The sequence below is a fragment of the Pseudomonas sp. SMN5 genome (genome assembly GCF_052041925.1).
Taxonomy (GTDB): Bacteria; Pseudomonadota; Gammaproteobacteria; order Pseudomonadales; family Pseudomonadaceae; genus Aquipseudomonas.
In genome coordinates this window covers 37,509-58,682 of sequence record NZ_JBKGGX010000032.1, presented here as the reverse complement: position 1 = coordinate 58,682, position 21,174 = coordinate 37,509, and the positions used below count along the sequence as shown (strand labels likewise).

Below are 21,174 nucleotides of genomic sequence, written 5' to 3'. Positions count from 1 at the left end.
CAAGAGCCAACTCAACCTCGGGCACCTGGTAGACGCCAACAAGCGCAAACGCGGCGAAGGGTTCGAACTGCGCAGCGACGGTTGGGGGGCAATACGCGGGGGCAAGGGGGTGTTCATCAGTGCTGATGAGCAGCCATGCGCGACGGGTATGCAGCTCGACATGGAAGACGCCATCAATCAATTGGAAAGTGCGCTGTCCCTGGCGCGTTCACTGGCCAGTGCTTCACGTAGCGCTGAAGCGATACCCAGCGATGTCGAGAGCCAGAGGCGTCTGGGCGAGGCGCTGAAGAATCTGAAACGGCCCGGCGTTCTGGTCCATGCCCCGAGTGGAATCGGCATGGTCAGTCCCGAGGCCGTATGCCTGGCCTCGGGGGCTGAATGCGTCGGCATCGTGGCAGCACACAATGTCGATATCAGCGCCGGGCGCAACTTTACCGCCGCCGCACAGGACGCTGTCAGCGTGTTGGCGCGCAAGGCCGATCTGCAACTCAAGGCCGCAGAAGGCCAGATCAAACTGCATGCCCAGAAAAGCGATTTGCATGCGCTGGCTAAAGCCGACGTCAAGGTCGAGAGCACCAGCGGACGCGTTGAAATAAGCGCTGCGCAAGAATTGGTGCTCCACTGTGGTGGCGCCTATATCCGCCTGAAGGATGGCGAGATCGAGCTGGGGGCGCCGGGCAATATCTACCTCAAGGCGCTCAATGTGGAGAAACTCGACGGCACTACGTTCGATACCCCGGCCACGCCTTTGCCTGCCGGTTATAGCGGTGTCTATGAGCTTAGAAATCAAGTCCAGGCAGCCAAGCCATTTTCTCGTTACCAAGTCACGACCCAACAAGGAGACATATACACCGGCGTAACCGACAGGGATGGCCGGACCATGAGCATCAACACCCTGGTGCCCGGGGACCTGAAGCTCGAAATGCTGGATTCGCTGTTCGATGAACAACTTCGCCTGGTCGATCCGAACGGTAAGCCGGCAAGCAATCTGAAATACCGCGTCACCCTGGCGGATAACAGCTCGTTTGAAGGCATGACCGACGAGCAGGGTTATACGCAGCGCATCGTGACCCGGGAACCGGCCCGGATCAGTCGTTTGTCCCTGTTCCCACCCGAAGGCGTGAAGCCGATCTGTTGCGCTGCGCAGAACGCCCAGGCCCCGCTGGAGATCGACCTGAGCGCCATGAATATCTCGACCAACGATACGGGCGTGGGTACTTCCATCCAGGTCGTGCCGTTGCCCAAAGGTAAGTCTCGTGCATTGACACCGGGTGAAATCGCCATGTCCAGAGTTATATTCAAAGAATCGATTAACTACAGTAAAGTCAAAATTCACCACGGTGGCTGGTGGTTATTCTTTGGTTTTCAGAACACGGCTGTCACACCTAATGGAGAAATGTATTTTCCAGAAAGCACAAAATTCTACAGAGATGATTTCTCTACTACCGGGGACGACAGGGATAAAGCGCTGTTCATGCACGAATTGACCCATGTTTGGCAATACCAACTTGGGTACCCTGTTAAACAGGCCGGACTGACTGTAACCAGCCGTGGAGAGGATGCCTACAAATACACCTTGGCAGAAAGCAGGAATTTTTCCGACTACAACATGGAGCAGCAAGGTGAAATCGTTTCGGACTATTATTTGATTTGTATTCTTCGCAACCCACGGAGGGTATGGAGCCGAAGTAATATTGGTAAAAGCCCGGAACTCCTTGCTTTAACGGTTAAGAGTGTTTTGGATGACCCTGCCAACCGTTCTAACCTCCCAGGCTGAGGCGACACATGAAGTATTCAGTAATTTTGCTAATCATGCCATTTTGCATAGCTTTGAAAGAGACTCATGCAACATCGTTTGGATACATGGGCGATGGAAATATCATTTCCATCGATGATAAACCAGCAATTTGCTTGCCCGATGATACGACGCAGACATTTCCTGTCGGTTGGATATCACTGTCAGAAAGCTACGTGCGGAACCCAGGCTCTTGGGGAGTCTCTTTGAAATCAGGCTTCAAGCCGTTAGAGTTGAAGCCTGGCGCCTGTGTCATATTCGATGCTGTGCCTGAAGGTTATGAGTTGGACGCCTATAAAATAAGAAGCTCCCCATTGACTCTCAAAGTCAATCACACCTACGTATTCGGCTTGAGTAATGCGTACAGCCCAACAGATACATATCGCGCGGTATTCTGTATTAGCCGAAGCGCCGACGGTACTGGAAAATTCATCCAGTACATCCGTATGCCGAACGGATCTGATTTTATTCCATCATGCGATGGTCGACGTAACGGCAATGCGCCACAGGTTTACGCTCCATGATTGACGGTCATCACTGGAACTGACATGAGAAGTTATTCGTTCATTTTGCTGGTGATTATTTTAGTAAGCTCGGGTAACGCCACACCGTGGGGTATACCGGGCGAAGCTGTTATCCGCTCGGAGAATGGAAAATTATTGATCTGTACACCTGTGCAGGCGTCACCATCTGTGAGCGTCAGAGCCCTATCAGTTTCGGAGCGTGCGCTGCACCATAATGGCCGCCTACTAATGTGGCAAGTTGTGCTGACTCCCGAAAACCCACCACTGTCATTAAAGTCTGGTGACTGCATTTCATACGGTGCATTACCCGCCGGGTATCGACAGTCTGCCCCGGAGAAACCCCTCAAAGTGGGCGAAACGTACTACGCAAGGATCGATGCCCTTATTGCTCACCCGCTCCGTCAGAGCGTCCTGTTCTACGACGCGATTTTTTGCGTGAAGGAAGATCACGGAAGGAAGGTCGAGTATCTGCAACACCAATATGAGCAGAGCGGTGCGGTTATAAAGCCAAGTTGTTAATTATCGAATAGGCGCAGGAGACTTAACGGAGCACGGGGAAAAGCACTTCCACGCCCACAGCCGGAAACCACACCATCAAGGAATGACCAAGACAGTCACTACACCGCGCGACGCGCTCCCTTTATAAAACCCAATGGCGTCCACGGACAGAAAAACTCTGGATCAATGTTGTCCTCCGTGAGAGAGCTCGTAACAACACCCACAGCCCGGCTATCCTGACCGGGTTGCTGGTCCACAGCGCAACGAGGAACCTCCACGCATGCATATCGAATGCGTAATAGCCGGCGCCGGTATCATCGGCCTTGCCATCGCCCGGGAAATGGCATTGGCCGGTCACGAAGTGCTGCTGATCGAAGCCGCCGGGGCCATCGGTACAGGCATCAGTTCGCGTAATTCCGAAGTCATTCATGCCGGTATCTATTACCCGCCGGGCAGTCTCAAGGCGCAGTTGTGTGTCGAGGGTCGGCGCCAGCTATATGCCTATTGCGAAAGTCGTGGAGTCAGCACCCGGCGGCTCGGCAAGCTGATCGTTGCTACGGATCAGTCCCAGGTAGCTGGGCTCGGGGCGTTGCTAGAACGCGGTCTGGTCAATGGCGTGGAAGACCTGCGTCTGCTCGACCAACAGCAGGCGCAAGCGCTGGAACCGGAGTTGGCGTGCGTCGCGGCGTTGTATTCGCCATCCACAGGGATTGTCGATTCCCATGCCCTGATGCTGGCCTTGCAGGGCGATGCCGAGGCCGCTGGCGCGACGGTGGCGTTTCACACGCCGCTGTTGCGTGCGTATGTCACCACGGATGGCTTCAGGCTGGAGCTGGGCGGTACGGCGCAGATGGGCTTGTCTTGTCGGCAACTGATCAATGCCAGCGGCCTGCAGGCCCCTGCCCTCGCCCGCCGCATCGACGGCCTGCCGCCGCAGTCAGTGCCGGACGATTGTCTATGCAAGGGTAACTATTTCAGCCTCAGCGGGCGGGCGCCGTTCCGACATCTGGTCTATCCCGCTCCGGAAGCTGCGGGTTTGGGCATCCATATGACCCTGGACCTGGCGGGCCAGGCGCGTTTCGGGCCGGATGTCGAATGGGTCGAGGAGCAGGACTACCGCGTGGACCCGACCCGGGCCAAAGCATTTTACCCAGCGATTCGCAAGTACTGGCCGGGCCTGCCGGACCGGAGCCTGCACGCTGACTACAGCGGTATCCGGCCAAAGATTTCGGCACCCGGCGAACCGGCCCGTGACTTTCTGATCAGCAGCGAGGCAGACCATGGCGTGCCGGGGTTGATCAACCTGTTTGGTATTGAGTCGCCAGGACTGACCTCGTGCCTGGCGATTGCCAGACGAGTTCGTCAGCTGTTGGACAGCGCCTAGTGTCCATCGACAGCGCAAAGTGCATGGCTTTTTCGCTGCGCCCATTGCAGCCTGCACGATGGCAAAAACGGCGGCAATCATAACCAACTGTTTTTAATGGAATTTAAAAACCTCCACGGCTGGCATGGCTCATGCAATTTACCTGTTACGTGGCGTCGGCGCTTGAAGCCGGCCCGCATCCGTGAATTGCCAGGAGCTACTCATGAACGCCATCGACCTGCTGAAAGCCGACCACGAACGCGTCAAAGCCATTCTGACTCAACTGAGCGAATCCACCGAGCGCGCAGTCAAAAAACGCACTGACTTGTTGGCTAAACTCGAAATGGAAGTTTCCATTCACACCCGTCTGGAAGAAGAGATTCTGTACCCGGCCTTCAAAGAAGCTGGCGGTAAGGAACAGGCCGAAATGTACTACGAGGCCAAGGAAGAACACCGCACCGTCGATTCCCTGGTGCTGCCGGACCTCAAGACCACCGACCCGACTCAACCAGAGTTCGCCGGTCGTGTAAAAGTGGTCAAGGAACTGCTGGAGCACCACATCGAGGAAGAAGAGAAGGAAATGTTCCCTGAGGCGAAAAAGCTGCTGGGCAAGGCCAAGCTCGATGCCCTGGGTGAACAGATGGAAGCCATGAAAGCGCAGTACAAGAAAGAACTGAGCAGCGCCAATATCGCCGCCTGATCCACTCAGACGGCGCGAACACGTCCAGCCGTCCCGAGACGGCTGGACGTGTTCGCGGCGCTTTACTGCATCTGCTCGCGCAAGAACTCCACCAGGGCCTGCACCAGTCTTGAGCCTTGGCGATGTTGCGGGTACACCGCCGACAACGTCAGCGGCTCGGGCTCGAACCCCGCCAACACCTGGATCAACCGACCGTCCTTCAGCGCGTCGCCGAGGATGAACGTCGGCAGGTAGGTCACGCCCATGCCGGCGATTGCCGCGTCCCTGAGGACATCGCCGTTGTTGGCGCGCATCCGTCCTGTGACCTCCAGGGTCAACGGTTTGCCGATGCCGCCGAAGCGCCACTGCACCTGACGACTGTGGCCGTAGGGCAGGCAATCATGCTCGCGCAGCTCTTCGGGCCGTGTCGGGGTGCCGCGTTGCACCAAGTAGGCCGGGCTGGCGCAGTACACCCGTTCGATGGTCGCGATGCACCGGGCGATCAGGGTCGAGTCTTCCAGCACGCCGATGCGCAGCGCCAGGTCGTAGCCCTCCCCCAGCAAATCCACCGGACGGTCGCTCAGGTCGGCCTCGACGCTGACGCCGGGATGGCGTTGCAGAAACAGCGGCAACAGGCTGCCCAGGTGTGCCACGGCGAACGACAGCGGCGCACTGAGACGGATCGTGCCACGGGGCTCGCTGGTCTGGCCGCTGATGCCCTGCTCCACCTGTTCCAGCTCACCCAGCAGGCGCTGCGCCGACTCGTAATAACGCTGGCCCAGGGGCGTGACATCCAGGCGCCGCGTCGAGCGGTTGAGCAGACGCACACCCAGGCGCTGCTCCAGCTCCATGAGCCTGCGACTGACGAACTGCTTGGACAGCCCCAGCTTGTCCGCCGCCGCAGTGAAACTGCCCGACTCCATGACCTGGGCAAAGATGCGCATTTCTTCGAAGGGGTTCATTGGGGATCCGCGGGTGGACAGTCAGGAAATTCAACGGGGCATTGTGGGCGGCGCCAGGCAGATTGGGAAGTGTCGGTTCTGCCACCCTCATCGCGAGCAGGCACCACCCAGGGGCTGTGGCTGATCTCGAATTTCGGCTCCACACCAGCCCAATGTGGCGAGGGAGCTTGCTCCCGCTGGCCTGCAAAGCAGGCCCTGCATTTTTCCAGACATATCGCGGAGCCAGCTTTGCGGCTGCTGAGCAGCCGAGCGGGAGCAAGCTCCCTCGCCACAGGGTGTGTGGCTGGTCCGACTCCAGGCACAAAAAAACGCCCGCACAAGGCGGGCGTCGTCCAGCTACAACGCTCAGCTTACTTGGCAGTCAACGCCGAGTAGCTGTTCATCAGGTTGCGGTAGTTCGGAATGCGCTGGGACAGCAGGTTGCCCAGGCCTTCGATGTCGTTGCGCCAGTCGCGGTGCAGCTCACAGGCCACCGAGAACCAGTTCATCATCTGAGCACCGGCAGCGGTCATGCGCACCCAGGCGGCTTGCTGCACGGTTTCGTTGAAGGTGCCGGAAGCATCGGTCACCACAAACACATCGAAACCTTCAGCCAGTGCCGACAAGGTCGGGAATGCCACGCAGACGTCTGTCACCACGCCAGCGATGATCAGTTGCTTGCGGCCGGTGGCCTTGATCGCCTTGACGAAGTCTTCGTTGTCCCAGGCATTGATCTGGCCTGGACGCGGGATGTACGGCGCGTCCGGGAACATCTCTTTGAGCTCCGGCACGATCGGGCCGTTAGGGCCTTTTTCGAAGCTGGTGGTCAAGATGGTCGGCAGTTCGAAGAACTTCGCCAGGTCGGCCAGGGCCAGGACGTTGTTCTTGAATTCGTTCGGCGAGAAATCCTGGACCAGGGAAATCAGGCCGGTCTGGTGATCGACCAGCAGGACGACCGCGTCATCTTTGTTCAGACGGTTGTAGGTAGGAACATTGCTCATGGGATGACTCCTTTGGATGGAAATATGGAACCTGTGGGAGCGAGCTTGCTCGCGATGGCGGAGTGTCAGGCGACAGCGATGCTGAATGTTCAACCGCTATCGCGAGCAGCCTCGTTCCCACAGGGGAAATGGATCAATCAGTCAGAACGCAAAGCACGAACAGCCGAACGCGCCCCAGAAGCCTTGGAAATCGCTGACCGGCACGTTCGACAGACGCGCGCGCTCATGGCTGTGGGAATGCACGGTGCACGGGCCGCTGCACTGGTGAACCTGGGCTTGCAACGGCGAGTTCGGGCGCCAGTGGCCTGGGACCTTGACCACCGGCGACCAGTCCGGCAGCACGGGGACGCTGGCCGGGCCGAGTTTTTCGAAGTCACCGGCGGCGTACACCACTTTGCCGTCGACCACGGTCAGCACGGACTCGATCCACTTGATGGCTTCTTCCTCGACACTGAAGAAGTCCGCACTCAGGGCGGCCAGGTCCGCCAGTTGGCCGACCTTGATCTGGCCTTTCTTGCCCTGCTCGGAGGAGAACCAGGCGCTGCCATGGGTGAACAGCTCCAGCGCAGTCAGGCGCGGCAGGCCTTCCTCGTGCAGCGACAAGCCGCCGACGGTGCGCCCGCTGACCATCCAGTACAGCGAGGTCCACGGGTTGTAGCTCGACACTCGGGTGGCGTCGGTGCCGGCGCCCACTGGCACACCCTCGGCCAGCATGCGCTTGATCGGCGGCGTGGCTTCGGCAGCCTTGGCACCGTAGCGGTCGACGAAGTACTCACCCTGGAACGCCATGCGGTCCTGGATCGCGATGCCGCCGCCCAGGGCCCGGACCCGCTCGATGTTCTTCGGCGTGATGGTCTCGGCATGGTCGAAGAACCATGGCAGGCCGTTGAACGGAATGTCGCGGTTGACCTTTTCGAATACATCGAGCATGCGGCTGATGGATTCGTCGTAGGTGGCGTGCAAGCGGAACGGCCAGCGCTGCTCGACCAGGTGGCGCACGACCGGCTCCAGGTCCTGTTCCATGCCGGGCGGCAAGTCCGGACGTGGCTCCAGGAAGTCTTCGAAGTCGGCGGCCGAGAACACCAGCATCTCGCCGGCACCGTTGTGCCGCAGGAAATCATCGCCCTGGTGCAACTTGACACTGCCGGTCCAGTTCTTGAAGTCGCTGAGTTCTTCCTTGGGCTTCTGGGTGAACAGGTTGTAGGCGATGCGCACCGTCAACTGCTCTTCCCGAGCCAACTGCTCGATCACCGCGTAATCGTCCGGGTAGTTCTGGAAACCACCGCCGGCGTCGATGGCACTGGTCAGGCCCAGGCGGTTGAGTTCACGCATGAACTGGCGGGTGGAGTTGACCTGGTATTCCAGCGGCAGCTTCGGCCCCTTGGCGAGGGTCGAATACAGGATCATCGCGTTAGGCCGGGCCACCAGCATGCCGGTCGGCTCGCCCTTGCTGTCGCGCACGATCTCGCCGCCCGGCGGGTTCGGCGTGTCACGGGTGTAGCCAGCCACGCGCAGCGCGGCGCGGTTGAGCAAGGCGCGGTCATACAGGTGCAACACGAACACCGGGGTATCGGGCGCGGCCTGGTTGAGTTCTTCCAGGGTCGGCATGCGCTTCTCGGCGAACTGGAACTCGTTCCAGCCGCCCACCACGCGCACCCATTGTGGGGTCGGCGTGCGGTCGGCCTGGTCCTTGAGCATGCGCAAGGCATCGGCCAGGGACGGCACGCCTTCCCAGCGCAGTTCCAGGTTGTAGTTCAAGCCGCCGCGGATCAGGTGCAGGTGCGAGTCGTTGAGCCCGGGGATGACGGTGCGGCCCTTGAGGTCGATGACCTGGGTGCCGCTGCCCCGCAAGGCCATGGCCTCGGCGTCGGTGCCCACTGCGACGAATTTGCCCTGGCTGATGGCGACGGCGCTGGCACGGGGTTTTTCCCGGTCGACCGTATGAAATTGGCCATTGAACAGAATCAGATCGGCGTTCATCGGATTTTCCTTCTATCAAAAATAATTACAGTCCGTGGCGAGGGAGCTTGCTCCCGCTGGGTGGCGCAGCCGCCCCAAAAAGCTCAGGGCCGCTTCGCGCCCCAGCGGGAGCAAGCTCCCTCGCCACAGCTAGCTCCCTCGTCACAACGGTGATCGCTTACGGTTTCAGCTGTTCATGGGCCTTGGACGCTTCCAGCCACGGCGCGAACAACCGGGTCGCCAGCGGCATGCACACGTAACAGACCGAAAGCACGATGGTCACGGTGATCAGGAACGTGGCGACCACGTAGTTGGACAGGAAAGCGTTGAGTTGCAGGACCGGCCCCCAGATCAGCGGCACCAGCAAGGTGTGCGGCAAGATCACCAACAGCGTCACCACGGCCTGCTTCCAACGCGGGGGAGGCGTGGAGGCATCTGCCAGCGGGGCGAACCAGAACTCCTTGTGGGATCCGACTTCAGTCTGGTCACCGTCGGCCAGCAATGGCGCGGCCTCGTCGACCAACTGCCGGCGCTCAGGCGAATCCAGCCAGCGTTGCATGGCCTCGGTGGAGCGGAAACGCAGCACACAGGTGAACAGTGACAGCCCACCCTGCTTGCCCCGGACCACATCCACACCCAGATGACCTGGCCAACCGGCGGCCACGGTCACGGTGCGACGCAACCAGGCTTCGTAGGCGGCGTCCTGACCGGCCTTGACCCGGTGCTTGACCACCAGGGTGACGATTTCATCGGCACCGGGCGTTGCACTGGTTTCGAGGGTTTGAGATTCAGACATGGCGAAGCACTCCAGCAAAACGCGTGTTGATCGCGAGGCGCCCAGGCCCGGCGATGAATACGCTGGTAAAAATAATCAGCAGCAGCCAGCCGAACTGCCCTTCTTCCAGGCTCCACTGCGGGTGAACCACCAGCAGCGCAACGGCCAGCAGAAACAGGATGGGCAGGCAGGCCAGGCGCACCAGGACGCCGGCCATGATCAGCAACGGGCAAAGCACCTCGGCGAAGATCGCCAGGATCAGGGTCGGCGCAGCACCGAGGTGAAACGGGTCTTCGATCCGGGTCAGCTCGACGCTGTAGTGCAACAGTTTCGGCAACCCATGGACCCAGAGCAGGAACAGCGCGCCGCTCAAGCGCAGGAACAACAAGCCCAGGTCCTGCAACGGGCGTTCATCGGTGAGGTTCATCGGTGGTCTCCGACCGACGGCGTCGAAGCAGCCGCCGGCAACGGTTGGGACATATGGCTGGCGATGCGTGAGCGCAGCCAGCGTTCGGCGGGATCGTTGTCGTGCACCCCGCTCCAGACCATCGACAGCTCAGCCGCATTGATCTCGAACGGTGGATCCTCGGCGCGCAACCCGCAGCCTTCCACCAGCGCGCAGGCCGCGTAGTCAGGCACGGTGGCGATCAGCTCGGTGCCGGCGAGCAAGGCGCGCAGGCCACTGAACTGCGGCACTGCGAGCACCACCTTGCGGGTCCGGCCGATACGCGCCAGGTCCAGGTCGATGTTGCCGCTCAAGTCGCCGGAGAACGACACCATGGCATGGGGCCGTTCGCAGTATTCGTCCAGGGTCAGCGGCCCTGGGCGCTTGTCGCCGCGCAGGACCTTGCAGGGAATGTCCCGCAGTTTCTTGCGCTTGGCATTGGCCGGCAGGTCGGTGGTGTAGCTGACGCCAACGCTGATTTCACCGCTGGCCAGCAGCGACGACATCAGCAGGAAATTGGCCCGGCGCACCACCACGATGATGCCCGGCGCTTCTTCGCGCAGTTGCATCAGCAGCGGCGGAAACAGGCCGAACTCGGCATCGTCGGACAGGCCGACGCGAAACACGTCGCAACTGGTGGACGGATCGAACGCCTTGGCCCGGCTGACCGCACCGGAAATGGTGTCCATGGCCGGTTGCAGTTCCTTGAGAATGGCCAGGGCTCGTGGAGTCGGCTCCATGCCTCGACCGTGGCGGATCAGCAGCGGGTCATCGAACAGATCCCGCAACCGCCCCAACGCCGCGCTCACCGCCGGCTGGCCCATGAACAGCTTCTCGGCGACGCGGGTCAGGTTTTTCTCGAACATCAACGCCTCGAAAATCACCAGCAGGTTCATGTCGAGACGGCGTAGATCGTTGCGATTCATGGGTTTTTGATCCTGTTGAATGACCAGGGATGGGTAAAATCTCTGTGGGAGCGAGCTTGCTCGCGAAGGCGTACCGACATTCAACATCCTTGTCGACTGACACTCCGCTTTCGCGAGCAAGCTCGCTTCCACACCAGGTTTTGTGGCTTGCCCAAGCATCAGGGTCAGCCCCTCCCCCTTCAGCCCTGGATAAACGCCAGCAAATCAGCGTTCAGCCGGTCCTTGTGAGTATCGGTCAAGCCATGAGGCGCGCCGGGGTAGACCAGCAGCTGAGAGTTCTTGAGCAACCTGGCGGCAGCAATGCCGGCGGCTTCGATCGGCACCACCTGGTCATCGTCGCCATGGACCACCAGGGTCGGCACATCGATGTTGCGCAGGTCTTCGGTCAGGTCGGTCTCCGAAAATGCCTTGATGCAGTCATAGGTGTTCTTGTGGCCGGCGAGCATGCCCTGCATCCAGAACCAGTCGATCATGCCTTGGGAAACCTTGGCGCCTGGACGGTTGGCGCCGAAAAATGCACTGGCCACATCTTTGTATAGCTGAGAACGATCGGCGAGGGAGGCCTGGCGGAAGCCGTCGAACACTTCGATAGGCAGGCCGCCGGGGTTGGACGCGGTCCGCACCATCAACGGTGTCACCGCCGAGATCAGGCCGAGCTTGGCGACGCGCGCGGCGCCATGACGACCGATGTAGCGCGCCACTTCGCCACCGCCGGTGGAGAAGCCGAGCAGTACGGCATTCTTCAAGTCCAGGCGTTCGATCAGCTCGGCCAGGTCATCGGCGTAGGTGTCCATGTCGTTGCCGTCCCAAGGCTGGCTGGAGCGCCCGTGCCCACGACGGTCATGAGCGATCACCCGATAGCCGTTGGATGCCAGGAACATCATCTGCGCTTCCCAGCTGTCCGAGTTCAACGGCCAGCCATGGCTGAACACCACCGGCTGCCCACTGCCCCAGTCCTTGTAGTAGATCTCGGTGCCATCGCGGGTGATGAAGGTGCTCATGACATGACTTCCTTGCGGTGATTGGGAGGTCTTCATGGTCCGGTCAGACGCGACAACGGCGTGAGTTAAACGTTGTTAATTTTTTTGGAAGCCGGGTGCTGAAACTGAGAGTGCCGAGGTTCTTTGTGGCGAGGGAGCTTGCTCCCGCTGGGTTGCGCAGCGACCCCAGATCGTCACCTCGCCGTGTCAGATTGATCAGCGGCAGGGTCCCAAGGGCCGCTTCGCAGCCCAGCGGGAGCAAGCTCCCTCGCCACGATTGCGCTCCGCAAAGCCCGCGCCAGACGCCTTCACCGTTGCGCTCAACGCAAAACCTGAGGAACATGCTCGGATAAAGCCCATGCACCGGGACAAGCACATTGAGAACACCATGAGCCAACCCCTCACCCTGCCCGTCGAACAGACGGTGCATTTCGGCCCTTATCAGGTCCATCCTCGCCAGCGCCTGGTACTGGAGGGCGGGCAACCGCTGCGCCTGGGACGGCGGGCGGTGGAGATTCTGCTGGTACTGCTCGAACACGCCGGAGAGGTGGTGAGCAAGCAACAGCTGATCGCCCGGGTCTGGCCCAGGAGTGTGGTGGAAGACACCAATCTGCGGGTGCATGTGGCCGCACTGCGCAAGGCATTGGGGGACGGTCAGGCCGGGCAACGCTACATCGTCACCGTGGCGCAACGCGGCTACAGTTTTGTCGCGCCAGTGTCCGCCGAGCCGCTCGCGCCATCGGTGGACATCGCACCATCGTCAGCGCCCCACAACCTGCCACTGCGGCGTACCCGGATGATCGGGCGCCAGGCGGTGGTAGAGAGCCTGGTGGAACAGCTGCCGCGCAAGCGCTTCATCACCCTGGTCGGGACTGGCGGCATCGGTAAGACCACTATCGCGCTGCGCGTCGCCGAACGACTGATCGAGCACTACCGCGACGGCACGTTTTTGCTGGACCTGGCCTTGCTCAACGATCCAGCGATGATCGTCCCCGATCTGTGCACCCTGCTGAACCTGCCGCTGCCCGACCTTGATCAGCCGGACACCATCGCCCGCCAGCTCAAGGAACGGCATCTGCTGCTGGTGATCGACAACTGCGAGCACTTGATCGACGCCGTCGCCCAGCTTTGTGAAACCCTGCTGCGCGGCGCCCCGCACTTGCACATCCTGGCCACCAGCCGCGAAGGCCTGCGGGCCGAAGGCGAACACGTGCAGCGCGTGGACTCCCTGGCATTTCCACCCCGCGAAACGTCCATCGAAGGTTATCCGGCCCTGCAATATCCGGCACTGCAATTGTTTGCCGAACGTGCGATGGCCAGCCATGAAGACTTCGAACTGACCGACCTCGAAGTGCCATGGGTGGCGCAGATTTGCCAGCGGCTGGATGGGATCCCGCTGGCCATCGAGTTGGCCGCCGCGCAGGTAGGCCGTTTCGGGCTGGAGGAACTGCATCGGCAATTGCAGGACAGCGTGGCCGTGCTACACAGCCACACCGACGTTGCTCCGCGCCAGCAGACCCTGCTTGCCACGCTCGACTGGAGCTTTGCACTGCTCACGGTGTGCGAGCAGATCTGCCTGCGCCGGCTGGCGGTGTTCATGGGCAGCTTCAATCTGGCATCGGCCGCAGCGGTGATCGTCGGTCCACACGTCGCGCCCGATCAGGTGCTGGTGTCCATCAGCCAGTTGGTCGCCAAGTCGTTGCTCAATGTCGAAGTCGGCGACGAAGAGGTGCGCTACCGCCTGCTGGACACTACCCGCAGTTATGCGTCGGAAAAACTGGCTGCAGCCGGTGAACTGGCGGCCAGCCAGGAACGCCACGCCGAGCGTTGCCTGGCGTTGATGGAGCAAGCCGAAAACGACTGGGAGCACACCCCTACGCCGTTGTGGATTGCGCGCTACGCCGCCTATCGCGACGACATCCGTGCCGCCCTCGACCGGGGACTGGCCCCCAACGGGTCGCATGAGGTGGCCGTTCGCCTGACGGCACGCACCCTGCCCCTGTGGCAAGAACTGTCGCTGGTCAAGGAACACGGTCTGTATGTCTCCAAGGCCCGGCAATTGCTGCGGGCCAGCCCGGCGCCATGCCCCAGGCTGAGCCTCGCCCTGGAGCTGGCCCACGCCAGCTTCAGCTACCACACCGAAGGCGGTACGCCGGCGACGATTCACGCTTTTGTCGCCGCCCGGCAACTGGCCCGGCATTGTCAGAACCGCGCCGGCGAACTGCGGGCAGTGTCGGGGCACATGGCGGTCAATCTCAGTTGCGGGAACTATCGACAAGCACTGGAGCAGAGCCAGGATTTCGATCGACTCGGCACCCAGGGCGACCCGGTACTGTCCTTGAGTGCCCAACGCCTGCGGGTGCTGGCGCTGCATTTTGCCGGCGCCCAGGGCGCGGCTCGACAAGAGGCCGAACAGGTCATCCAGCGCCTGGCCCAGAACGGCCATCTGAGCCGTTTCACCCACGGTTTCGGTGTGCAATACGACCAGAGCGTGGCCTCGCTGACGACCCTGGCGCGCATCCTCTGGCTGCAAGGCTTCGCTGAAAGAGCCCGACGGGCAGCCGACCTCGCGCTGCAGATCGCCTTGCAGATCAACCATGGCACTTCAATCTGCTACACCCTGGCGTTGGCCGGCTGCGTGATTGCGCACTACAACGGCGATCACGGCACGGCTCGAGAGAGGCTGGAGATGTTGCAATACCAGGCCACCAAACACTCGGTGATCCTGTTCCATAACTGGGCCCGCTATTACGACAGCGCATTGAACGGCGGCCCCCTTGAAGCCAATCCGGTCAATGGGTTGATCCAGGATATCGTCGTGACCCTGCGCACCGACGTGGTCAACGACGCGCAAGTCGAACGCGCCCGCAGTGGCGCCGCCGGCTGGTGCACCGCCGAAATCCTGCGGGCCGGCGCCGAAACCCTGTTGGCCTCGAATGACCCGTGCACTGATGGTCATGCGCAAGAGCAACTGATAGCAGCCCTTGCGATAGCCCGCGAGCAAGCGGCACAAGCTTGGGAACTGCGCTGCGCCATGTCCCTGGCGCGACTATGGCAACGCCAGGGCCGCGAATCGGCCGCGCAACAGTTGCTCGAACCGGTCTATCGCCGCTTCACCGAAGGCTTCGACACCCCCGATCTAGTGCAGGCCGACGCGCTGCTCCAGGCGCTGTCCGGACACAGCGGGGTTTGAATGAACCGGCGTCCAGGCGTCCTGCAGGACGTAGCGACGATGATAGGAATGCCAATGTCCGCTGCTGCGCAGCTTTTCCAGGGCATAGGCCCGGGTAGTATGAAGCCAGCGAAAACGCACCCCGCTGGCGCACTGTTCGACCATCAGCAACGACTGGCTCGCCAACCGCGACAGCAGCCACGGTAACTGCTCGGCATCCAGCTCCGGGCTACTGACCACCGCCTTCGCCGCCTTAACTGTAAAGGGTCGATCGAATACTGCCAGGCGCTGGAACAGCACCTGCTCACTGGCAGCCAGACGCTCGAAGCTCCAATCCAGCAACGCCTCCAGGCTCCGGTGACGGGGCACCGCGGTGCGCCGGCCGTGACTGAGCAGTGACAACCCGTAATCCAATTGTTCCAGCACTCCGGCTACGCCCAGGACGCTGACTTGGGCGGCCGCCAGTTCCAGAGCCAGGGGCAAGCCGTCCAGGCGCTGGCAAATCTGCGCAATCGTCACTAGGTCGCGGTCGCTGGGTTTGAAGCCTTGTTGTCGCGCCCCGACCCGCTCGATCAGCAACTGCACCGCCGGGCATGCCAATAGCTGATGCTCTGGCTCAAGGGGTGAGGCCAACGTCAGGCCTGGCAGTTGCACGACATGTTCATCGGTAAGGCTCAGCGCTTCGCGGCTGCTCAACAACAACGACACACCCGGTGCCGCTGCTCGCAGCGCCAGAGCCAGTTCACGACAGGCGTCGAGCAGGTGCTCGCAACCGTCGAGTACCAACAGCATCCGGCGCGCCTTGAGTTTCCGGATCAAGGCGTCGGACTCCAGGCCCAATATGCAGGCTATCCGGGCGCGCACCTGTAGAGGATCGGAGAAGGCTGTCAGATCGACAAACCAGGCACCGTCCTCAAAGTGCTCCAGCAAAAGCTCCGCCACTCGCAGCACCACGGTGGACTTGCCGACCCCGCCCGGGCCGGTCACGGTGGTCAAGCCTTGGCGTGGCACCTCGGCGAGCAGCCGGCCCAACGCTTTGTCGCGGCCGATCACCGGGCTCAGCCGTGCGGGCAGGTTGTGTTTTTCGATGGGTGCCGTGCAAGCCAGCGGTGCGACAAAGCAATAGCCTTGTCGGGGATCATTGAGAATGTACCGGCAACCGTCGCGTCCATCACCGAAGGCCCGGCGCAGCGCCGCGATGTGCACCCGCAGGTTGATGTCCTCGACGACACTGTCCGGCCAGACCCGGGTGATCAGTGCTTGTTTACTGACATAACTCCCGGCGTGTTCCACCAGCACCTGCAGAATGTCCAGCGCCCGCCCGCCCAATGCGAGGGGGTCACCATCACGAGTGACCAGCCGCTGCTGCCGGTAGAAGGCAAACGGGCCGAAGCCCACCGCCGGTTCTGTGTCGGGTTTGACGAAACTGTTCATCAGCGATTCAGTGCCGGATAACCGGTGGTGGCATGACGTCGCGGACCATCGAACGCGTCTGCCCCGGCTCCTGCGCATCCTTTCCAGAGGGTTCGCCGTTATCTTGGCAGCCCATGATCGGAGAACAATGCTGGCACAGGGCGCAGCACGGACATCACGGTGCCCTGGACGGACACGTCAGCACTCAGCTGAATTGCTGGCGGTACTGCACCGGGGTCAGGCCGAGCTTTTCCGTGAACAGTGTGCGCATGTGCCGGACGCTGCCGAAACCGCTGCGAAACGCTACGGTCTTAAGGGGCAGGTCGCTGCTTTCCAGTAACTGCCGGGCCCGGTCGATGCGCGCCCCTTGCAGGAACTCCATCGGCGTCATCTTCACCTCGCGGGTGAACAATCGGGCGAAATGCCGCGAACTCATGGACGCCAGTGCAGCCATGCGCTCGATGGTGAAGGGTTCTTCCAGATGGTCCAACACATGATTCTGCACTCGGGTGATGGCCGATTCCTGGGCGCCCACCGCTGCCACCAGAGGACTGAACTGAGCCTGCCCGCCCTGGCGCTTCATCACCACCAGCAACACCTTGGCGACATCCAGCGCCACACGGCGACCATGATCCTGGGCGACGATGGACAAGGCCAGGTCGATGCCGGCAGTGACGCCGCCCGACGTGATCAGGCGGCGATCCTGCAGGTAGATCTTGTCGGTTTCGACCAGAGCCTTGGGGAAACGCCGGATCAGTCGCTCGGTGTAGTGCCAGTGGGTAGTGACACGATAGCCATCAAGCAGCCCGGCCTCCCCCAGCACAAAAGCCCCGGTACAGATGGAGCCGTAGCGCGTCGCACGTTGCGCGGCGGCCCGCAGCCAGGTGTGCAGCCCCGGATGCCGGTCGTTATAGGCCCCCGGCCCGCCCGGGACCAGCAACACATCGTAGGCCGCCCAGGCCTGGTCGATATGGATGTCGGCCTGCACTGCCACGCCGTTGGACGCCCGCAATGCCCCGCGCTCGGTGCCCAGGGTCAGCAATTTATAATGTTGGTTCGCCTCGAGGTATCGATTGGCGATGGAAAACACCTCCAGAGGCCCTGCCATGTCGAGCAGCAGAAAATCGGGGAACAGCACCATTGCAACGGTTTTCATGGGTAAAACGCCAGAATCCAGGGAAATGCGGCCTGAGATCCGCCATATCGAGCTTGAAATGCCTGCTGTGGGAGCGAGCTTGCTCGCGATGGCGTAGTGTCAGTGGCATTCAGGCTAGCTGAACCGACACTATCGCGAGCAAGCTCGCTCCCACAGGGTTTCATGATTTAGCCGGGGAATCAGGCAAACACCCTCGCATTATGTCGAAGCAAAGCACCACCGGGTAGACTTCATCAATTGTCTACCCATACCGGACAGTCTTTCATTTTTCACCCGCTTATTGCTCAAACCGATAACTATTAACCTTCTTCTGAACCCGGCGAAAGGCCCCGGCGGCCGCCCACTGACCTCAGGAGAAATCATCATGCTGACCCTTCGTAAAGCTTCGGATCGCGGTATCGCCCGTCACGGCTGGCTGACCTCGTTCCACACGTTTTCCTTCGCCAGCTACCGCAACGTCAACGAGCAAGGCTTTTCCGATCTCCTGGTGATCAACGACGACCGGGTCGCCGCTGGCAAAGGCTTCGGCCAGCACCCGCACCGCGACATGGAGATTTTTTCCTACGTGCTCGAAGGCGCCCTGGAGCACAAGGACACCCTGGGCACCGGTTCGGTCATCCGTCCCGGCGACGTACAGCTGATGAGCGCCGGCAGCGGCGTGGCCCACAGTGAGTTCAACCACAGCGCGGACGAGCCGGTGCATTTCCTGCAAATCTGGATCGTGCCGAACGCGGTGGGGGCTACACCGCGCTACCAGCAACAGCATTTCAGTGCCGAGCAGAAACGCGGTCGTTTGCAGCTGATCATCTCCCCGGACGGCGCCGACGGCTCACTGCACGTGCGCCAGGATGCACGGGTCTATGCCGGCCTGTTCGACGGCGAGCAAAGCGCCACGCTGACCCTGGCAGCAGATCGCTATGCCTACGTGCATGTGGCTCGGGGCAGCGTTGAGCTCAACGGTGTGCCGCTCAAGGAAGGCGATGGCGTACGGGTGCGTGCGGAGCAGGTGCTGACCTTGGGCAACGGCCAGGACGCCGAGGTATTGGTATTCGATCTGCGACCGCAAGAACTGCCGCAAATGCCGTGAGGCCTGATGGAAGCGTCGAGCATGGTGAACGAAGGAACACGTTCACCATGCTCTAGCGCAAGGCTTGCTTGCGCGCCGCTGCCGAACGATAACTGCCCGGCGGTACGCCGAAGAAATCGCGGAAGCGGCGCTGAAAGTGCGGCGAACTGACGAAACCGGTCGCCACGGCGATTTCCGTCACGGACCGATTGGTCTGCTGGATGAGCTGACGTGCGCGGGTCAGGCGCAGTTCCAGGTAATAGCGGGTCGGCGTCGCACCGAGAAAGCTACAGAAACGGCGCTCCAACTGGCGCTTGGAAATTTTCACGCACGCTGCCAGTTCATCGATCGTCAACGGCTCTTCGACGTTTTGCCACATCAATTCCAAGGCCAGCTTGAGGCTTTCCGGCAGCGTCGGGTCCGTCTCGACGAACACCGGCGGCAGGTCCGTCGCGTCATCGCCCGACTCGTCGCAGCGCAGGATCTCCTCGATCGCGCCCACCAGCGCCTGGCCGCCGGTCTTGCTGATCAACTGCAGCATCATGCGCAGCGAGCTGTTCGCGCCTGCACAGCTGACTCGCTCTCGATCCACCACATACGCCCGATTGGAGACTTTCACATGGGGAAAGACCTCGGCCATCATGGCGCGGCTTTCCGGATGGACGGCGCACTCATAGCCATCCAGCAGATTGGCATCGGCGACGAAGAATACCCCGTTCCACAGCCCACCCAGGATGGCCCCGGACGTCGCATTGGCGCGCAGCTTGCGACGCAGCGTGGCGATGCCCTGCAACTTCACCCTAAACCCGCCGGCCACGATCAGCACGTCGAGGTTTTCCGGCAACTGTGCCAACTCGTTGTCGGCTGAAATGACAATCCCCAGGTCGCTCGTCACCTGTGGGCCCGAAGCCCCCACCGTCAGCACTTCATACAGGGGCGAGTCGCTCATCAGGTTGGCAGTCACCAGCGCGTCCACCGCGCCGGTGAAAGACATCATCGAGAAATTGTCCATCAAGACGAACGCGACACGCGTCGGCGCCTGGCCCGCAGCGGCCTTGCCCTGCGGTTGATAAGCCATGTTCTTGTTTTTGAGTACGCTCTCGAATGCGCTTGGCATAGGGCCTCGTTGCTCCATTAAAACCGTCAGAACTCACCTGCCTGGCGTCTTCGCGAGAAGCACAAGCAGCTGTCCACCCGTTTTGCGACGCTGGCGATAACCGCTGCGCCACATCACTCGTCCAACGTCCTCGCGGCGCCGAACGGGCTCAAGTGGCAAACGCGTCAGTCGATATGCTGAGAGTAAGCATGGGCGCTACCTCTCGTTCCAGCATTTGCGACGCTCACCGCTACTGTTTCCGCCGTCCCAACATTAATAAATACCTGCGGGAGTTTTCATGAACATCAAACAGAAGCTGACATGGGCGTTCGCGACCATTGCCTGCCTGCCCGTTGTCCTGGTCGCGGTGCTCGTCGTGCTGAACCTGCGCGAGGCGGCGAAAACCAATTTCCTTGACAGCAGCGGTCGTGAAATCCGGCAGATCGACAACGGCATGAAGACATTCTTCGACGGCATCAGCCAGAACGTCGAATTCTTCGCCAAGGATCCGCGGATCGTCGGCGCCAAGGATCTGAAGAACTATTCCGGTGCCGACGCCGCACAAATTCCCCTGACGGAGACCAACAAGCAGTTGCTGGATATCTTCGACAGATTCGCCAAGAGCCACCCTACTACCGCCTATCTTTCCGTGGGACTGGCCGATGGTGGTTATGCCAGCTGGCCTGACGACCCGAAGATTTCCAACTACGACCCGCGTGTTCGCCCCTGGTACAAGGCCGCCATTGCCGCGCCGGGCACCACCGTGCGCACGGATGCTTACTACTGGGCACCGGATGATGTGTCCTTGATCGGCATCGTGCACACCATCGCCGATGCCAGCGGCAAGCTGGTAGGTGTCGTCGGCCTGGACGTGTCGCTCAAGCAACTGACCGAACTGGTCAAGAACATCAAGCTGGGCGACAGCGGTTACCTGATGCTGGTTGAAGCCAGTGGCAACGTGTTGGTCGACCCCAGCGACGCCAAGCACAATTTCAAGCCCCTGGCCGACCTTGGCCCCAACTATGCCGAACTGGCCAAAAGCAAGGACGGCGTGACCCAGATCGAGATCGATGGCGTGCCGTACATGGCCAACGTGGTCAGTTCCAAGGACCTGGGCTGGCGCTTTATTGGCTTGATCAAACGTGACGAAGTGATGGCCGAGGCCTCGAGCCTGACCTGGCTGATAGCAGCCATTGCCGCAGTGCTGGCGGTGGTGTTCGCCATTGTCGGCGCCAGTTTCGCCAGCGTGATCGTGCGCCCGATCCGCGGTGTGGCGAGCGGTCTGCAAGAGATCGCCGAAGGTGAAGGTGACCTCACCCGCCAACTCGCAGTGCAGGGCAAGGACGAAACCGCCACCCTGGCCAGTTGGTTCAACCAGTTCCTGG

The 21,174-nt window shown here is 61.1% G+C and carries 17 protein-coding genes and 1 pseudogene; 8 read left to right on the top strand and 10 right to left on the bottom strand.

Going from position 1 to position 21,174, the window contains the following annotated elements; genetic code table 11:
• The 5 genes from ACLEJR_RS24285 to ACLEJR_RS24265 all read left to right on the top strand — a co-directional run.
• Positions 1 to 1,777, top strand: a 1,777-nt coding sequence (locus ACLEJR_RS24285; protein ID WP_440817072.1) for a DUF2345 domain-containing protein, incomplete at its 5' end; no start/stop codon positions are given.
• Positions 1,778 to 1,785: 8 nt separating this feature from the next.
• On the top strand, positions 1,786 to 2,319 hold the full coding sequence (locus tag ACLEJR_RS24280; protein WP_440792902.1) for a hypothetical protein: 534 nt from the start codon (positions 1,786 to 1,788) through the stop codon (positions 2,317 to 2,319).
• Between the two features lie 24 nt (positions 2,320 to 2,343).
• Positions 2,344 to 2,838: a hypothetical protein gene (locus ACLEJR_RS24275; protein ID WP_440792900.1), complete on the top strand. Its 495-nt coding sequence runs from the start codon at positions 2,344 to 2,346 to the stop codon at positions 2,836 to 2,838.
• Positions 2,839 to 3,097: 259 nt separating this feature from the next.
• Positions 3,098 to 4,201, top strand: a complete 1,104-nt coding sequence (locus ACLEJR_RS24270) for an NAD(P)/FAD-dependent oxidoreductase (RefSeq protein ID WP_440817070.1) — start codon at positions 3,098 to 3,100, stop codon at positions 4,199 to 4,201.
• Between the two features lie 202 nt (positions 4,202 to 4,403).
• Complete coding sequence (locus tag ACLEJR_RS24265; RefSeq protein ID WP_440792897.1) at positions 4,404 to 4,880, top strand: hemerythrin domain-containing protein; 477 nt, start codon at positions 4,404 to 4,406, stop codon at positions 4,878 to 4,880.
• A 62-nt stretch (positions 4,881 to 4,942) separates the two neighbouring features.
• On the opposite strand, the gene ACLEJR_RS24260 is transcribed toward ACLEJR_RS24265, so the two are convergent.
• The 7 genes from ACLEJR_RS24260 to ACLEJR_RS24230 all read right to left on the bottom strand — a co-directional run bounded on the left by ACLEJR_RS24260 (position 4,943) and on the right by ACLEJR_RS24230 (position 11,907).
• Positions 4,943 to 5,821 (bottom strand): LysR family transcriptional regulator, encoded by an 879-nt coding sequence (locus tag ACLEJR_RS24260; protein WP_440817069.1) that lies wholly within the window; start codon positions 5,819 to 5,821, stop codon positions 4,943 to 4,945.
• 350 nt (positions 5,822 to 6,171) lie between these two features.
• A complete protein-coding gene (gene ycaC, locus ACLEJR_RS24255; protein ID WP_245144820.1) occupies positions 6,172 to 6,801 on the bottom strand; it encodes an isochorismate family cysteine hydrolase YcaC in 630 nt (209 codons plus the stop codon).
• A gap of 141 nt (positions 6,802 to 6,942) precedes the next feature.
• Positions 6,943 to 8,781, bottom strand: coding sequence for an amidohydrolase (locus ACLEJR_RS24250; protein ID WP_440792892.1), 1,839 nt, complete (start codon positions 8,779 to 8,781; stop codon positions 6,943 to 6,945).
• A gap of 157 nt (positions 8,782 to 8,938) precedes the next feature.
• Entirely contained in the window at positions 8,939 to 9,556 is a 618-nt protein-coding gene (locus ACLEJR_RS24245; RefSeq protein ID WP_440792890.1) for an antibiotic biosynthesis monooxygenase, read from the bottom strand.
• Positions 9,549 to 9,962 (bottom strand): DoxX family protein, encoded by a 414-nt coding sequence (locus tag ACLEJR_RS24240; protein ID WP_440817067.1) that lies wholly within the window; start codon positions 9,960 to 9,962, stop codon positions 9,549 to 9,551. The genes ACLEJR_RS24245 and ACLEJR_RS24240 overlap by 8 nt, the downstream gene beginning before the upstream one ends.
• A complete protein-coding gene (locus ACLEJR_RS24235; RefSeq protein ID WP_440792887.1) occupies positions 9,959 to 10,906 on the bottom strand; it encodes a LysR substrate-binding domain-containing protein in 948 nt (315 codons plus the stop codon). Before ACLEJR_RS24235 ends, ACLEJR_RS24240 begins: the two co-directional genes overlap by 4 nt.
• A gap of 179 nt (positions 10,907 to 11,085) precedes the next feature.
• Positions 11,086 to 11,907 (bottom strand): alpha/beta fold hydrolase, encoded by an 822-nt coding sequence (locus ACLEJR_RS24230; protein ID WP_440817065.1) that lies wholly within the window; start codon positions 11,905 to 11,907, stop codon positions 11,086 to 11,088.
• A gap of 367 nt (positions 11,908 to 12,274) precedes the next feature.
• Here ACLEJR_RS24230 and ACLEJR_RS24225 point away from each other — a divergent pair, with 367 nt between their 5' ends.
• Positions 12,275 to 15,079, top strand: a complete 2,805-nt coding sequence (locus tag ACLEJR_RS24225) for an ATP-binding protein (protein ID WP_440817062.1) — start codon at positions 12,275 to 12,277, stop codon at positions 15,077 to 15,079.
• On the opposite strand, the gene ACLEJR_RS24220 is transcribed toward ACLEJR_RS24225, so the two are convergent.
• Positions 15,026 to 16,492 (bottom strand): ATP-binding protein, encoded by a 1,467-nt coding sequence (locus ACLEJR_RS24220; protein WP_440817059.1) that lies wholly within the window; start codon positions 16,490 to 16,492, stop codon positions 15,026 to 15,028. The genes ACLEJR_RS24225 and ACLEJR_RS24220 overlap by 54 nt on opposite strands.
• Positions 16,493 to 16,676: 184 nt before the next feature.
• Positions 16,677 to 17,627 (bottom strand): GlxA family transcriptional regulator, encoded by a 951-nt coding sequence (locus ACLEJR_RS24215; protein WP_440792881.1) that lies wholly within the window; start codon positions 17,625 to 17,627, stop codon positions 16,677 to 16,679.
• Positions 17,628 to 17,991: 364 nt separating this feature from the next.
• On the opposite strand from ACLEJR_RS24215, the gene ACLEJR_RS24210 reads away from it, so the two are divergent.
• The gene (locus ACLEJR_RS24210; protein ID WP_440792879.1) at positions 17,992 to 18,714 is read left to right on the top strand and encodes a pirin family protein; all 723 of its coding nucleotides are present in this window, start codon (positions 17,992 to 17,994) and stop codon (positions 18,712 to 18,714) included.
• Between the two features lie 52 nt (positions 18,715 to 18,766).
• Here ACLEJR_RS24210 and ACLEJR_RS24205 read toward each other — a convergent pair whose 3' ends face one another.
• A complete protein-coding gene (locus ACLEJR_RS24205) occupies positions 18,767 to 19,810 on the bottom strand; it encodes a GlxA family transcriptional regulator (protein WP_440817057.1) in 1,044 nt (347 codons plus the stop codon).
• Between the two features lie 277 nt (positions 19,811 to 20,087).
• Here ACLEJR_RS24205 and ACLEJR_RS24200 point away from each other — a divergent pair.
• Positions 20,088 to 21,170: pseudogene (locus tag ACLEJR_RS24200) on the top strand (HAMP domain-containing protein); the annotation flags it as partial.
• Positions 21,171 to 21,174 lie beyond the last annotated feature (4 nt).

What these genes read in the sequence shown, in the direction of transcription:
- ACLEJR_RS24270 (WP_440817070.1), top strand. Translation starts at nt 3,098, where the DNA reads ATGCATATCGAATGCGTAATAGCCGGCGCCGGTATCATCGGCCTTGCC.
- ycaC (WP_245144820.1), bottom strand. Translation starts at nt 6,801, where the DNA reads ATGAGCAATGTTCCTACCTACAACCGTCTGAACAAAGATGACGCGGTC.
- ACLEJR_RS24265 (WP_440792897.1), top strand. Translation starts at nt 4,404, where the DNA reads ATGAACGCCATCGACCTGCTGAAAGCCGACCACGAACGCGTCAAAGCC.
- ACLEJR_RS24250 (WP_440792892.1), bottom strand. Translation starts at nt 8,781, where the DNA reads ATGAACGCCGATCTGATTCTGTTCAATGGCCAATTTCATACGGTCGAC.
- ACLEJR_RS24275 (WP_440792900.1), top strand. Translation starts at nt 2,344, where the DNA reads ATGAGAAGTTATTCGTTCATTTTGCTGGTGATTATTTTAGTAAGCTCG.
- ACLEJR_RS24210 (WP_440792879.1), top strand. Translation starts at nt 17,992, where the DNA reads ATGCTGACCCTTCGTAAAGCTTCGGATCGCGGTATCGCCCGTCACGGC.
- ACLEJR_RS24245 (WP_440792890.1), bottom strand. Translation starts at nt 9,556, where the DNA reads ATGTCTGAATCTCAAACCCTCGAAACCAGTGCAACGCCCGGTGCCGAT.
- ACLEJR_RS24260 (WP_440817069.1), bottom strand. Translation starts at nt 5,821, where the DNA reads ATGAACCCCTTCGAAGAAATGCGCATCTTTGCCCAGGTCATGGAGTCG.
- ACLEJR_RS24235 (WP_440792887.1), bottom strand. Translation starts at nt 10,906, where the DNA reads ATGAATCGCAACGATCTACGCCGTCTCGACATGAACCTGCTGGTGATT.
- ACLEJR_RS24215 (WP_440792881.1), bottom strand. Translation starts at nt 17,627, where the DNA reads ATGAAAACCGTTGCAATGGTGCTGTTCCCCGATTTTCTGCTGCTCGAC.
- ACLEJR_RS24225 (WP_440817062.1), top strand. Translation starts at nt 12,275, where the DNA reads ATGAGCCAACCCCTCACCCTGCCCGTCGAACAGACGGTGCATTTCGGC.
- ACLEJR_RS24220 (WP_440817059.1), bottom strand. Translation starts at nt 16,492, where the DNA reads ATGAACAGTTTCGTCAAACCCGACACAGAACCGGCGGTGGGCTTCGGC.
- ACLEJR_RS24240 (WP_440817067.1), bottom strand. Translation starts at nt 9,962, where the DNA reads ATGAACCTCACCGATGAACGCCCGTTGCAGGACCTGGGCTTGTTGTTC.
- ACLEJR_RS24230 (WP_440817065.1), bottom strand. Translation starts at nt 11,907, where the DNA reads ATGAGCACCTTCATCACCCGCGATGGCACCGAGATCTACTACAAGGAC.
- ACLEJR_RS24205 (WP_440817057.1), bottom strand. Translation starts at nt 19,810, where the DNA reads ATGCCAAGCGCATTCGAGAGCGTACTCAAAAACAAGAACATGGCTTAT.
- ACLEJR_RS24280 (WP_440792902.1), top strand. Translation starts at nt 1,786, where the DNA reads ATGAAGTATTCAGTAATTTTGCTAATCATGCCATTTTGCATAGCTTTG.